Raw genomic sequence first — 13,430 nt, forward strand, 5'->3', positions numbered from 1 at the left:
CGCTATGGGCTGACGGGCACCGTGGTCACCGGCGATTCGCCGGAATGCCCACCGCTGCTTGAACTTCCGCCACCGGACGACCCGCCGGAGGATCCACCGGACGACCCTGACGAGCCACTGCCGGACGACCCCGACGAGCCACTGCCGGACGACCCCGACGACCCGCCGCCATACGCCGGCTCCTGCTGATAGACCGTGGTCTGTGGAGCCTCATGGGTCGGCGGCGGTGTGTAGGCAGGCGATGCCGGCGCGGTGTAGGTCGACTCTTCCTTGGGTGTCACCGGCGCTACTGAAGTCGTCGTCACCGTATGCGTCGGCGTCGACGGCTCCGTCGGTGTCGACGTCGACGGGACTGTTGTGGTCGTCGTCGGCACCGTCGTTGTCGTAGTCGGCGGGGTGGTGGTCGTGGTGGGTGGCGTGGTCGTGGTGGTCGGCGCCGTCGTCGTGGTGGTGCTCGTGGGCGGAGTCGTCGGCGTGGTGGGGAACGTCCACGGCGGTGTCCACGGCGGCACGAGCGGCGGGACCGGAATGGGAACCGGGATCGGTGCGGGTATCGGCACCGGGACCGGGGCAGGCGGAACCTCGACGGGCGGGGGAGCCGGCGCGGGCTGCGGCGCGACGGGCACCGGATTGGACGGCACCTGAACCGGTTGATCATTGCTCCGCACGTTGGGCACGACGGGAGCGGCAGGCGGCGGGGTCAGGACGGACACCGGCAACGCCACCGGGTCTGCCTGGTGAGGGACCGGCGGCAGGTAGCGGCCCGGCACCGTGTTGGCCTGCGTAGGAGGCGCCGGCTGGGCGGCGACGTCGGCGGTCGGTCGGACATTGATCGCGACGGTGACGGCCAAGGTGGCGAAGCTGATCACGAGAAACATCGCTGCGCTGCCCATGAGCAGCATCCGCGGTGCCGGCGGCGCGATGACCGTCGTGTACTCGGCCTCGTCCTCCTGCTCGGGGACGAACTCGCCCAGCGGTTCCATGGGCATCTCATCGGCCCACGGCTCCTCGCCGGCTTCCTGCGAGTAGGCCAGGTCCGGGCCGACGGCACCCTCGGTCTGCGCGCTGGCCGGTGCCATCTGCGTGGCGTCGCCCGCGGCGGGCGCCATCTGCGTGGCTTCGCCGAGGGGCGCCATCTGCGTGGCATCGGCAGCGGCAGGCGCCATCTGGGTCGCGTCGAGCGCGGGTGCCATCTGTGTCGACGCCCCGGCCGGCGCGAAGCCAGAGCCGTCGGCGGTCTGGGCCGCGCCGCGGGCAATGGCGTAACCGGCATCCGGCGCCACCTCGACGGGCGCAGTCGAACGTAGTTCTGCGGCAACGGAATCCAGATCCAGGCGTTGCCCGACGAGCATCACCCGCATCGGCGCCGCGGCGGCGGGCATGTGTTGCAGCACCGACGCGCACGCCACGGCCGCACCGGCGGCTCCGATCGGTACGGATGCCAGCGTGGACGTCGACTGTTCGTCTTCACCGACCACGGTCAGCGACACAGTGTCGTCGTCGGCCAGTAGCAGCGCGGCATCCGCGCCTGCGCTGCGGGCCAGCGCCGCTGCGGCCTCGGCCTCGGCGACCACCTCGACGTTCTGCACACCGGCACCGGCGACCCGCTGACGCAGGGTGTCAGCGGCCGACGGGTCGGGCAGGCACAACCGCGTCGCGGCCACCCGGTTGCCCGATTCGGTCACCTCGCGGTAGGTGCCGATGATGGTGTCGGCAAGTTCCGTCATCGCATCGTCGGACAGGTCCAGCGCGTACTGGTCCAACAATTGGCTGCCACTGGCGGGCGAACCGACCATCGCCAGGCGGGCAACCCGTCCGGCGACTGCCACCCCGAGGACTACGTCCACCGGTTACCACTCCTCATCTCACGCATATGTTGGGCGTACGACGCTTCTTGCCCCGTGCTGCGCTTTTCGACTCCTCAAAGCTACCGCACAGCCTCGGTGGGCCCGGCCGGATGAAAACGATCACGGTCGCCACTGCTTGTGCGCCAGAGCAAAAATGAGCACGCTGGTTGAATCGTCTTGCGACGTCACTCATAGAAGGGAATCGGTACGTGAGCGACCAGCGTTACGACGCGTCCGCCACAGTTCAGTTGGCGACCACGGCTGCACCCGCCGTGGCGCGGTCCCCACGTGTCGGCTACGTCCCGAACCGGGCCAACAGGGTGCGCGACGGGGTCGCGGTCGCGCTCCTCGTGCTGGCGCTGTTGCTCCCGTGGAACCTCGAATTCGGCGTCGGCGTGCCGGACAGCGACGCGACGACGTTCGTCGTGCTGGCCGTCGTGACGGTGCTGGCGGTCGCGGCCGCGCTGGCCCCGCACGTCGGACCGTTCCGGCTCAATTCGGCGCAACCGGATGTCCGGCGCACCGGCGGCATCCGGCTGCTGCTGAGCGTCGCCTATCTCGTCGTGGTCATCGGTTTCGTGGTCTTCCATCTGGTGCAGACGGTCCACAGCGGCGGCACCGGTGCCGTGCCGCCGGGTGTCGGCCCCGGCATGCTGCTGGGCGTCGCGGGCGCGCTGCTGGCAGCGCAGCCGCCCATCACGTCGATCACCATCGAACACAACAAGTTTCGTCGCTGGTATGCGGTGGCGAGGGCCATCGGTTTCGTCTCGATCGGGCTGGCCACGCTGTCGGTCGCTTTCAACCTGTACTGGCGGCTGCGGTACCTGTTCGTGACCGATGTGGCCTTCGGCGGCCATGACGTCGCCGTCATCGTCACGACACTGCTCTACGGCGCGGAAGCGATGATCGCGTTGGTCATCGCCTCGCGCTGGCTGACCGAGCGGACCGCCGCGGCCCGATTGGCCACCACCGCCATCGGTGTCTCGGGTGCCGTTGCGGCAACACTGGTGTGGTTGCTCGGGGTCGGCCGTGACATCGACGCGTTTCACGGCATCGCGGAGAACACCTCGACCGCCGCGGTGGGGTACGAGGGCTACCTGGCCTGGGCTGCCGCCGCCGCGATCGTCGCACCGACGACGCTTTACGCCGTCCTGCTGATCAAGCCGCCCACCATCGGCGCCTACCGCGGGGCCGCGCAGAAGTGCTTGACGCTCATCGCGTTCTGGTCGTTCGCGGCCGCGGCGCTGCGGGTCGTCGACTATGTGATCGCGCTGTCACTGGACCTGCCGCGGGCACTGTACGACAGCGTGGCGATGACGGTGTTCAGCCTGGTCACCGGGTTCATCGCGCGGTGGCTGCACCGGCAATTGGACAAGGGCGTGGTTTCGGCGACGGTGACCGCCGCCTTCAGCGCAGTGTTGTTCGTCTTCACCGTCGCTGACGTCGCGATCGGCGTAGCCCTGGCACCCCGGTACGCCCAAGCGGCGCCCGCGGCGATCTACGGCAACAACCTGGCCCAGCAGATCACCAGCACCTTCGATGTCGCGGTGTGCGTGCTGAGCCTCACCGTGCTGGTAGTGATGCTGTTCACGGGCCCGCTGGCGGGCTACCTGGTCCGTCGCGACGCGCGGGCCACCAAGCCCGCGAAACCCGCGACGCCGCCCGCTCCCGCCGCAGACGCCTCTGCGCCTCCGACGATCGCGCGTCAGCCCCGTGCCGCAGCCATGCCGAGGATCGCACGTTTGAAGGACGATTCGACGACGGTGCTGCCTGCTGCGCCGACCACCGAGCTGCAGGTACCGACCACGACGCTGCGCATCCAGCGTCGGCCCAGTTCGGGATGGCCGCCGCCGTCTGAGCGCTAGCGACTATTTGTGAGCGGGCGCGCCGAACAGGTAGACGGCGGTGCGGTGGCCGATGAAATTGTTGGCGATGAACAGCACGCCGGTGATGACGACGACCACCACCAGCGCAAAGATCGCCCAGCTGAGGCCGATCATGAGCCGGGCGCGACCCGAGTCCGACCGGCCGTCGGCCGTGGCGGTGATGTTGAGGCGCAGGCCGAGCGCGAACAGGGTCGGCACCGCGGCGCCCAGTACCAGGCCGAACAGCAGGATCTTGCCGACGGCCACGAGATTGATCCAGTGGTTCATGTGATTCCCTACTTGGCCTCGACCGTGCCGGTCAGGCTGCCTTCCCAGGCGTCGTTGACGTTGTTGTGATCGATCGGTGGCTTGCGTGACTTGATCCAGATGGGCACTGCCGACCCGACGAGCACCATGAACCCGATGAGCGGGCCGAAGAATCCGCCGATTCCGTGCACCAGGTAGTAGGTCAGCGCGCCGACCAGGCCCGCGGCTGGCAGCGTGATCAGCCAGGCCGTGGCCATCTTGCCTGCGACGCTCCAGCGCACCTCGGTGCGCCTGCCCACGCCGCTGCCGAGGATGGACCCGGTGGCGACGTGCGTGGTCGACAGCGAGTATCCGAAATGGCTCGACAGGAGAATCGTTGCTGCCGAGGCACATTCGGCGGCCATGCCCTGCGGGGCGGCAGTGTCGACCAGACCCTTTCCGAGGGTTCGGATGACGCGCCAACCGCCGGACAGCGTGCCCAGCGCGATGGCGATCGCGCATGCGACCACCACCCAGAACGGGGGCATGGTCGCGGACTCGTCGACGGTGCCGTAGGAGATGAGGGCCAGGAAGATGATGCCCATCGTCTTCTGGGCATCGTTGGTGCCGTGCGCGAGTGAGATCAGCGACGCCGACCCGATCTGCCCGTACCGGAACCCGGCCGTGGTGCGGTCCTCAGGCAGTCCGCGGATCAGCCGGTAGACGAGCCAACTGGCGATGCAGGCCACGACGCCGGCGATCAGCGGGGACAACACCGCGGGCACGATGACCGTCGACACCAGTCCGTGCCAGATGACGCCGTGGCCGCCGACCGCGGCGATCATGGCGCCGACGATGCCGCCGATGAGGGCGTGTGACGAGCTCGACGGGATCCCCAACAGCCAGGTGAACAGGTTCCAGACGATCCCGCCGACCAGGCCGGCGAACACCAGCTCCAGGCTGACGAGATTGGCGTCGACCAGGCCTTTCGCGATGGTCGCCGCCACCGCGGTGGAAAGGAATGCCCCGACGAGATTGAGTACCGCCGAGAGGCCGACGGCGGTCCGTGGCTTCAGTGCCCCGCTGGCGATCGACGTCGCCATCGCATTGCCGGTGTCATGAAATCCGTTGGTGAAATCGAATATCAGTGCCGTGATCACGACGATGCAGAGCAGGAGGAACTGTAAAGACACGGTAAACAATTGTGGAACAGCAAAGGTGTGAAAACCTAATTAGCTGGCCGAGGGCTGCGTCACGGCCGGGCTCGCGCAGCCCTGTCGAGCATCGCTAGGGCTTGCGACCAGCCGCCAGGTAGACGATGGGAACCACACCCGGGCTGCTGAGAAGTCCGAGTGCAGCACCCCACGCCCACTTGGGACCGTTGACCTGGGCGGCCTCACGGCCTGCCAGGTCACGCAGGGCCCAGGCCCGTAGGCCGGCGTCCACCGCGGCAATCCCGATGATGGCCACCTTGGCGGTCGGGGACAGTTCGTTCCAGCGCTTCTTGGCCACTGCAGGCATCCTTTCGGCGGGACGTGTGATCGCCCTCCAGCGTACGGCTAGACCGAGACAGCCTGGCGCTCATCACGTTTGGCTCCGGTGCTGCGCATCTCGCCGGCCAGGAGCGCGAGCGCCGCCACGGCCAGTGCGGCACCGATCCAGGCGACGGCGGGGTATCCGAGGCCCGCGCTGATCGCGATGCCGCCCAGCCACGGCCCGGCGCTGATGCCGATGTTGAAGGCGGAGACGTTGCCCGCCATCGACAGTGTCGGCGCCGCAGGCGCGATCCCGACCACCCGCGAGTTGAGCACCGGATTGGTGCCGAAACCGGCCATGCCGAGCACGAACACCCCGACGACCACCGGTGCGATGTGCGATGCCGTCACCGCGATGAAGACTGACGCGGCAAGGAGTCCGGTGAACCCGGCGGCGAGAACTCCCAATGGTCGACGGTCGGCGATCCTGCCGCCGACGACTATGCCGATCACCGATCCGACGCCGTAGGTCAGCAGGACGAACGGCACCCACTGTGGCTGCAGTCCGGTGGTGCTCGTCAGCATCGCGGCGAGGTAGGAGAAGGTCCCCAGCAGTGCAGCGGTCGACACCGCCGTCATGCTGTAGGACAGCCACAGCCTGGGTATGGCAAGCCCCCGGATCTCCGATGATGCGCGTGCGGGCGTCTCGGGTCGTCTGTCGCGGACACCGAACAGGATCGCCGCAGCGGCCACGACACTCAACCCGGTGATGGCCCAGAACGTTCCACGCCAGCCCAGGTGCTCGCCGATCCAGGTGCCTGCCGGCAGCCCGATCACCATGGCCACGGTCAGTCCACCTGCGACGATGCTCATCGCTCGACCACGGAGTTCCGGGGCGACGACGGCCATGGCGGCGCTGCTGCCGACGGCCCAGAACCCGGCGTAGACGAACGCTGCGACAAAGCGGGTGGTGAACAAGATGGAGTAGTCGCTCGTCAGGGCACCGACGACATGGGCCGCGATGAACACGGTGAGGAACGTCAGCATCGTGAGCCTGCGCCGCAGCCGCAAGGTCGCGATGGCAAGCACTGGCGCCCCGACGAGCATCCCGAGCGCGAATCCCGAGATCAGCAGGCCTGCTTGCGGAATGCTCACCGAAAGGTCTGTTGCGAGCCCCGGTAGCAAGCCGGCCAGGACGAGTTCGCTTGTGCCCTGGGCGAATATAGCGAATCCGATCAACCAGACTGCGACCGGCATCAGAGCATCGACCCGCCGGTCGCATCGATCCACTGGCCGGTGACCCACCGCGCGTCCTCCGATGCGAGGAAAGCCACGATGTCGGCTATGTCCGCAGGCTGTGCGACCCGGTTGAACGGTGATTGCGCAGCTACGGCGGCGCGGCCTTCGGGAGTGGCCAACCGCGCGGCGTTCATGTCGGTGTCGACGCTGCCTGGCCCCACGGCATTGACTGTGATCCCATGAGGAGCAAGATCTTTGGCCAATGTGGCGGTGAAAGCGTCGATCGCGGCCTTTGACATTGCGTACGCCAGCAGTTCGGGGATCCGCATCCCGTGGGTGAATCGCGTGGAGAGATTGACGATTCGTCCGCCGTCGCGCAGTCGAGGCAGGCCTTGTTGCACGACGAATACCGGCGCTGTGGTGTTGACGGCGAACACATTCTCGTATTCCTCGCGGGTGAGGTCGGTGAAAGAGGTACGGGTACCGAGGATTCCTGCATTGTTGACCAAGATGTCGACGCCGTCGGCGTGCTCGTCGAATGCTGCCCACAATCGCTCCGCATCTCCGGGTTCGCCGAGTTTCGCACCGAACGAGAATGCCGACCCTCCGGCCTCGCGGATCTGGTGGACGGTTTGCTCGGCGGCGTCTGCGCGAGTTCCGAAATGGACGCCGACCCGGGCTCCGTCGGCGGCAAGGCGCTGGGCGATCGCGCGTCCGATGCCGCGGCCCGCTCCGGTCACGACTGCCGTCTTTCCTGTCAGCGGTGACATGCTCAACCTTTCTTTATCGGGTGCTACAAAAATCGACGGTAGCACATTGTGGAACGAGCGCTATAAAATGGCTGGATGGCGACAACGCGCGGCCGTCCGCGGTCATTCGATCGGGACATGCTGCTGGACAAGGCGATCCGGATGTTCTGGACCAATGGTTACGAGGCCACGTCGGTCCGCGATCTGACCTGTGAGCTGGGCATCGCCGCACCCAGCCTCTACAACACGTTCGGTGGCAAGCAGCAGCTGTTCGCCGAGGCCGTCGAGGTGTATGACCGCGTGTACGGCGGATTCATCGACGCTGCCCTGGCCGAAGAGCCGACCGCGCGGACGGCCGCGGCGCGCATCTTCACCGAAGCGCCGGCACGGTACACCCGCCGCGGCCTTCCGACGGGCTGCCTGATCGTCAGCGGGGACGCCGGCACCGCCGATCCCGTCGTGCAGCGATCGATGCGCAGCATCCGGGAACATAAGGTCGCGCAGTTCGCCGACAAGGTCCGCGCCGATATCGATGCCGGCCGGATCGCCGCCGACGCGAATCCCGAAGCCCTCGGCCGGTACGTGATGGCGGTGCTGAGCGGCATCGCCCAGCAGGCCCGCGACGGTGTGTCCCGGGCCAAGCTCGATCAGCTCGCCGCGGTTGCCGTCGACCTCACCGTCACGTCGCTGGCGCCTGAGCGGTGATCCGGTAGGCGCTTGCCAAGATGAGGACGCACCCGATGGCCTGCCATACCGAAGGCACCTGCCCGAGGCATACGGCGGCCAGGAGGAGCGCGCCGACCGGTGTCAGCAGCAACAGCGCAGAACTGACTTCGACCCGCAGCAGCGGACTGCTCAGCGCGACGAGCAGCCAGCCCAGTACCTGACCGCAGATCGCGGTGAGTGCAAGCCAGCCCGCGGGCCCCCAGCCCGGTGTCAGGGTGACTCCGCCCCACCACAGTGCGCCACCGGTCAGGGCGGCGCACGCTGCCGATCCGATGATCGTCACGTACGACTGGACCGGCGGCTGGTCCGGGCCGCCGCGGCGGAGCAGGAACAGGAACGCCGAGTAGCACAGCGCGGCCAACGCGGAATGGATCGTCCCGGCGACGGGTGCCGTTCCCGCCACACCGGATTCGAAGACGCCGCCGGTGAGCACGGTGCCCAGCATGACGACCGGCAACAGTGCGACGAACCGAGTGCTCAGCGGCTCCCGGTCGATCAACCGGGCCAGCAGCGGCACCATCACCACCTGGGTGTTGACCAGCACGGCGGACAACCCCACGCCGACCTCGTAGATCGCCTGCGTCCACAACAGTGCGTCTGCTGCGAACAACACTCCCGCGGCGGCCGCCCAGGCATGCTGGCGAGCGGTAGGTGCTCCGCGGTGACGTCGTTCGGCGATCGCGAGCGGCACCAGCAGCGGGAGGGCGAACACGCAGCGGAAGAACGACGCAGTGCCCGGCGAGGTGCTCGACAGTGCCACGAACAAGCCCGACGTCGACACCCCGAGCGCACCTGCGGCAGCGACCGGCACCGGCCGCTGCGTGATCGCAGTGAATCCTCGGACGACGTTGAGCATCACTGCCCGATGGTAGAAACGGGCAGGCGCTCTGCGCATCGCAATTACGCGGACCATCCGACCAAGCCGCGAAGAGGTGCACGGAGTCGATTGGCGCACAGCAATATTGCGAGTGATCGAATAATCGGTGGCGCTCTCACGATTGCCCGCGTAGCGTTCTGCGAGCCCGGTGATGTGAGCCGGACGTTGATCGGTTACCACTTCGGATGGAGATGTCGCGGGTTCGAATCCCGCCCGCCCCAGGGCGGTAGCTCAGTCTGGGTAGAGCGCTTTGATATCGGTTGACCCCTCACACGCCCACATCCCTTGGCGCACAACTTCATTGCCGCGGGCCGAAAGTCGGTCGGTTATCTGGCGATTTGGGTTCGATTCCTGACGTAGCAGCTTCGGCTGTTGCGCACCGGTCGGCGCCTCACACGCTCGCGGCTCCATGTCCGGCACACAACACTGAAAGGAGTAGCCCCATGGACATTCTCAGGACGATCAACCTGCGCTGGACGCGACAGTCGCGCGCAGCGAAGGCCGGCCAATTGCTCAATGCCGCTGGCGGCTACGCCTTTCCGGTTGACGACTGGGCGCGGGTGCACCGGTTCCTGACGCTGGGCACCGACGGTGGCACCTATTACACCCATAGCGGCGACCTCACGCGTGACAACGCCGAGGTGGTGCTGCGGGTCGCCGCAACCGATCCGGTCGAGCTGGTGAACCGCATCGTGGCGGTCTCGGAGGCGGGGCGGGCGCCCAAGGCCAACCCGGCGCTGTTCGCGCTGGCCATCGCCGCGTCGGCTGATGACGTCGACGGTCGGCGCGCCGCTCTGGCGGCATTGCCGCGAGTGGCGCGCACCGCAACTCAGCTGTTTCTGTTCGCCGGCTACGTCGAGCAGTTCCGTGGTTGGGGTCCGACGCTGCGTCGCGCGGTCGCCCAGTGGTACACCGAGCGGCCCGTCGATCAGCTGGCCTACCAGCTGGTGAAGTACCGCAGGCGCGGCGGCTGGAGCCACCGCGATCTGTTGCGGCTGGCCAGCCCGTCGGGCACCACCGACCCTGCTCGCCGGATGGCGTTCAACTGGGCCGTCGGCAAGGGTCTCGGTGACTATCCCGAAGCCGTCGTACCGCTGAGCGACGAGCAGCTCAGGGCCGGGCAGCGCAACGCTGTCCGCCCCGCGCTGCGTGCCGATGTCGTACCCGAGGAGCTGGCGATCATCGTCGACTTCGAGGACGCGCAGGTCGCGACGACTCCGGGCCGGTGGCTCGAGATCATCGAGCGGGGCAACGGTCTGTCGTGGGAGATGCTGCCCGACACGGCGCTGGCGGAGCCGGCGGTGTGGGAGGCGCTCATCGCCCGCGGGATGCCGCAGACGGCGCTGATGCGTCAGCTCCCGCGGCTGACCCGGCTTGGGCTGCTGGCCGGCGCGGTCGGTGAGACGGTGGCGACACAGCTCGCCGATCCGGTTCGGCTGGCACGGGCCCGGGTGCACCCGGTGAATGTCCTTGTGGCACAGCGCACCTACGCGTCGGGTCATGGGGACCGCGGTCAGAGCACCTGGACGCCTGTCGGACGCATCAGCGATGCGCTCGACGCGGCGTTCTACGCGGCCTACGGGGCGGTGCAGCCGGCGAACAAGCGGACGCTGCTGGCACTGGACATCTCGGGCTCGATGGTGATGCCGGTGTCGGGTCTGCCGGTGACGTGCCGCGAGGCGTCGTCCGCGCTGGCGATGGTCACTGCGGCCACCGAGCCGCAGCACCGGATCATCGGGTTCACCGCGGGCAGCCGCGGATACCCGGACACCGCGGTGACCGAGCTGGACATCGGCCCGCGCCGTCGCCTCGACGACGTGTGCCGGTACACCGCGGGGCTGCCGATGGGTGCCACGGACTGCGCACTGCCGATGGCCTGGGCACTCAAGCATCGGGTGGAGGTGGACACGTTCCACATCTACACCGACAACGAAACCTGGTACGGGAACATTCATCCGCACCAGGCGCTGGAGCAGTACCGCGCTCGGATGGGCATCGATGCGCGCCTGGTGGTCGTCGCCATGACGGCCACCCGCAACTCGATCGCCGATCCGAGCGACCCGCGTCAGCTCGACATCTCCGGGTTCGACTCGGCGGTGCCGACGCTGCTTGCGGATTTCTCCCGCGGCGACGTATAGCGGAAGGCATTCGGGGGTGGCGGTTTTCGACCGCCACCCCCGATCTCTGTTTGGGCGACGTGCGGGTGAATCGGTTCCGTAGAGGGCGTGGGCATCCATCCATTGACATTAGGTGCATATGAGACTAATTTGACTCGCACGCCCTTACGGGACGCGGGCACACACGGAGGATGGACGATGGCGGTTCCAACCGTTGAGGTCATGGGAGAACGGCGCGCTGCCGCACTCGTCATTCGGGGTTCACCCGGCCGCGGCGCCCGGAACAGTCGTAGATCGATTGAATGATCAAGTTCTACAGACAGATTGATCGCCCAGGGGAGTGTGGTACATGACCAAAAAAGCCGAGATCGACGTGCCGTCACGGTGCAACTGCGCCCGATTGCGACGCGCCACACGAATCGTCACGCGGTTCTACGACCAATGCCTGGCGGACGCGGGCATCGGGGTGAACCAGTTCACCATCCTGGGCTATCTCAAGAACAACGGACCGCTGCGGATGATGGCTCTCGCCGAATTGCTCGCCATGGACCGCGCCACCATCGGCCACAATCTGAAACCGCTTGAGCGGGACGGATTTCTGACCATCACCGTCGACGAAACGGACCGTCGCGCCCGCATGGTCGGCATCACCGACAGCGGCCTGGCCAAGGTGGCCGAGGCGCGCCCCTACTGGGATGCCGCGCAAGAAGAATTCGAGACGACATTCGGCTCAGCCGAATCCGCACAGCTTCGGCGGATGCTCGACGACGTCGCGGACCAGCACCTGACTGTCCGACCTGCACCGGCCGGATAACCACCACCACTCGTATCAGGAGACACCATGAGGAACTACTCGCAGTTTTACATCGACGGCTCGTGGGTCGATGCGTCCGACCGACCGCGGATCGAGGTGATCAACCCCGCCACAGAAGAGGTGGCGGGCTGGATCTCCCGTGGCACCGCCGCCGATGTCGATGACGCGGTCGCAGCGGCACGCGCTGCCTTCCAAACGTTCTCGCGCACCACCCGAGAGGACCGGCTCGACCTCCTGCGCTCCGTTCTCGGGACCTACGTGAAGCGCCGCCAGGATCTTACGGATGCGCTGGTCGAGGAGTTGGGCGCACCGGCCGAGTTCGCATTCGACGTTCAGACGGGCATCGGAGCCCTGCACATCATGACCGCCATAGAGAATCTCAAGACATATGCCTTCGAACGTCCCAAAGGCCCGCGCACGGTAGTCCGTTACGAGCCGATCGGCGTGATCGGCATGATCACGCCCTGGAACTGGCCCGTCAACCAGATCATGTGCAAGATCGTGCCCGCGCTCGCCACCGGCAACACCATGGTCCACAAGCCGTCTGAAGTGACTCCCTTCACCGCTCACATCATTACTGAGATCCTCGAAGAGGCAGGTGTTCCGAAGGGTGTCTACAACCTGATCCACGGAAGTGGACTAGAGGTAGGCGCCGCGATCTCCTCGCATCCGGACGTCGCGATGGTCTCGTTCACGGGGTCGACCGGCGCCGGCATCGACGTGGCCAAACGCGCGGCCGACTCTGTGAAGCGTGTGCACCAGGAATTGGGCGGCAAGTCTCCCAACGTGGTGCTTCCCAGCGCCGATCTCGGAAAAGCCGTTACCGAGACCATCTATCGCCTGATGGTCAACAGTGGGCAGACCTGCCATGCGCCGACGCGGCTGCTCGTGCCTGCCGACCGTCTGACGGAGACCAAGGCGATCGCTGCCGAAGTTGCGGCGGCAATCACGGTCGGTCATCCGCGCAGCGGTGCATACATGGGGCCGCTGGTCTCCGATGTTCAACGCCAGCGGGTTCTCGCCTTGATCCAGAAGGGCATCGACGAGGGGGCGACCCTGCTGGCCGGAGGCGTTGCCGCGCCGGCCGGACTCGACAAGGGCTTCTACGTGCAGCCGACGGTGTTTGCCGACACCACCCGTGACATGACGATCGTGAAGGAAGAGATCTTCGGACCGGTGCTCGTAATCCAGAGTTACGAGACTGTGGACGACGCTGTGTCCATTGCCAACGACACCATCTACGGCCTCGCCGCTTACGTTCAAGCCGGGACCGATGATGAGGCAGCCGCGGTCGCCGCCCGGATCGATGCCGGCATGGTCTATTTGAACGGCGCAGGCGAAGACGGTGAAGCCCCCTTCGGCGGTTACAAGATGTCCGGGAACGGACGCGAATGGGGCGAGATCGCATTCGGCGACTTCCTTGAGATCAAGGCCGTCATCCACAAGCAAGCAGCCTGAATCGATTCGAGAGGAAC

The 13,430-nt window shown here is 67.0% G+C and carries 12 protein-coding genes; 5 read left to right on the forward strand and 7 right to left on the reverse strand.

Annotation, left to right across the window (positions count from 1 at the left end):
• Positions 1-2: 2 nt before the first annotated feature.
• Positions 3-1,847 (reverse strand): DUF7159 family protein, encoded by a 1,845-nt coding sequence (locus tag BST13_RS06055; protein WP_083161675.1) that lies wholly within the window; start codon positions 1,845-1,847, stop codon positions 3-5.
• 209 nt (positions 1,848-2,056) lie between these two features.
• Here BST13_RS06055 and BST13_RS06060 point away from each other — a divergent pair, with 209 nt between their 5' ends.
• Positions 2,057-3,712 (forward strand): DUF7937 domain-containing protein, encoded by a 1,656-nt coding sequence (locus BST13_RS06060; RefSeq protein WP_083161677.1) that lies wholly within the window; start codon positions 2,057-2,059, stop codon positions 3,710-3,712.
• A 3-nt stretch (positions 3,713-3,715) separates the two neighbouring features.
• Here the strand turns inward: BST13_RS06060 and BST13_RS06065 are convergent, their stop codons facing one another.
• The 5 genes from BST13_RS06065 to BST13_RS06085 form a co-directional block, all read right to left on the reverse strand.
• The gene (locus tag BST13_RS06065; protein ID WP_083161679.1) at positions 3,716-4,000 is read right to left on the reverse strand and encodes a hypothetical protein; all 285 of its coding nucleotides are present in this window, start codon (positions 3,998-4,000) and stop codon (positions 3,716-3,718) included.
• A gap of 8 nt (positions 4,001-4,008) precedes the next feature.
• Positions 4,009-5,151, reverse strand: a complete 1,143-nt coding sequence (locus BST13_RS06070) for an inorganic phosphate transporter (protein ID WP_083161681.1) — start codon at positions 5,149-5,151, stop codon at positions 4,009-4,011.
• Positions 5,152-5,245: 94 nt separating this feature from the next.
• The gene (locus tag BST13_RS06075; RefSeq protein ID WP_083161683.1) at positions 5,246-5,479 is read right to left on the reverse strand and encodes a hypothetical protein; all 234 of its coding nucleotides are present in this window, start codon (positions 5,477-5,479) and stop codon (positions 5,246-5,248) included.
• Between the two features lie 38 nt (positions 5,480-5,517).
• Complete coding sequence (locus tag BST13_RS06080; RefSeq protein WP_083161684.1) at positions 5,518-6,690, reverse strand: Cmx/CmrA family chloramphenicol efflux MFS transporter; 1,173 nt, start codon at positions 6,688-6,690, stop codon at positions 5,518-5,520.
• Positions 6,690-7,442, reverse strand: a complete 753-nt coding sequence (locus tag BST13_RS06085; protein WP_083161685.1) for an SDR family oxidoreductase — start codon at positions 7,440-7,442, stop codon at positions 6,690-6,692. The genes BST13_RS06080 and BST13_RS06085 overlap by 1 nt, the downstream gene beginning before the upstream one ends.
• A 75-nt stretch (positions 7,443-7,517) precedes the next feature.
• Between BST13_RS06085 and BST13_RS06090 the strand changes: the two genes are divergently transcribed.
• Positions 7,518-8,126, forward strand: coding sequence for a TetR/AcrR family transcriptional regulator (locus tag BST13_RS06090; protein WP_083161687.1), 609 nt, complete (start codon positions 7,518-7,520; stop codon positions 8,124-8,126).
• Here BST13_RS06090 and BST13_RS06095 read toward each other — a convergent pair.
• Positions 8,101-9,003 carry a DMT family transporter gene (locus tag BST13_RS06095; RefSeq protein ID WP_095533433.1) on the reverse strand — a complete coding sequence of 301 codons (903 nt, stop codon included), beginning with the start codon at positions 9,001-9,003 and terminating at the stop codon, positions 8,101-8,103. The genes BST13_RS06090 and BST13_RS06095 overlap by 26 nt on opposite strands.
• A gap of 464 nt (positions 9,004-9,467) precedes the next feature.
• Here BST13_RS06095 and BST13_RS06100 point away from each other — a divergent pair, with 464 nt between their 5' ends.
• The 3 genes from BST13_RS06100 to BST13_RS06110 all read left to right on the forward strand — a co-directional run bounded on the left by BST13_RS06100 (position 9,468) and on the right by BST13_RS06110 (position 13,413).
• Positions 9,468-11,162: a TROVE domain-containing protein gene (locus BST13_RS06100; RefSeq protein ID WP_083161691.1), complete on the forward strand. Its 1,695-nt coding sequence runs from the start codon at positions 9,468-9,470 to the stop codon at positions 11,160-11,162.
• A 328-nt stretch (positions 11,163-11,490) separates the two neighbouring features.
• Positions 11,491-11,955: a MarR family winged helix-turn-helix transcriptional regulator gene (locus BST13_RS06105; RefSeq protein WP_142282743.1), complete on the forward strand. Its 465-nt coding sequence runs from the start codon at positions 11,491-11,493 to the stop codon at positions 11,953-11,955.
• A 27-nt stretch (positions 11,956-11,982) separates the two neighbouring features.
• Entirely contained in the window at positions 11,983-13,413 is a 1,431-nt protein-coding gene (locus BST13_RS06110; protein ID WP_083161695.1) for an aldehyde dehydrogenase family protein, read from the forward strand.
• Positions 13,414-13,430 lie beyond the last annotated feature (17 nt).

Source organism: Mycobacterium aquaticum (assembly GCF_002086485.1).
In the GTDB taxonomy this organism is placed as follows: Bacteria; Actinomycetota; Actinomycetes; order Mycobacteriales; family Mycobacteriaceae; genus Mycobacterium; species Mycobacterium aquaticum.

Coding starts and splice junctions, on each gene's coding strand:
- BST13_RS06065 (WP_083161679.1), bottom strand. CDS start 4,000: ATGAACCACTGGATCAATCTCGTGGCCGTCGGCAAGATCCTGCTGTTC.
- BST13_RS06075 (WP_083161683.1), bottom strand. CDS start 5,479: ATGCCTGCAGTGGCCAAGAAGCGCTGGAACGAACTGTCCCCGACCGCC.
- BST13_RS06080 (WP_083161684.1), bottom strand. CDS start 6,690: ATGCCGGTCGCAGTCTGGTTGATCGGATTCGCTATATTCGCCCAGGGC.
- BST13_RS06085 (WP_083161685.1), bottom strand. CDS start 7,442: ATGTCACCGCTGACAGGAAAGACGGCAGTCGTGACCGGAGCGGGCCGC.
- BST13_RS06090 (WP_083161687.1), top strand. CDS start 7,518: ATGGCGACAACGCGCGGCCGTCCGCGGTCATTCGATCGGGACATGCTG.
- BST13_RS06095 (WP_095533433.1), bottom strand. CDS start 9,003: ATGCTCAACGTCGTCCGAGGATTCACTGCGATCACGCAGCGGCCGGTG.
- BST13_RS06100 (WP_083161691.1), top strand. CDS start 9,468: ATGGACATTCTCAGGACGATCAACCTGCGCTGGACGCGACAGTCGCGC.
- BST13_RS06105 (WP_142282743.1), top strand. CDS start 11,491: ATGACCAAAAAAGCCGAGATCGACGTGCCGTCACGGTGCAACTGCGCC.
- BST13_RS06110 (WP_083161695.1), top strand. CDS start 11,983: ATGAGGAACTACTCGCAGTTTTACATCGACGGCTCGTGGGTCGATGCG.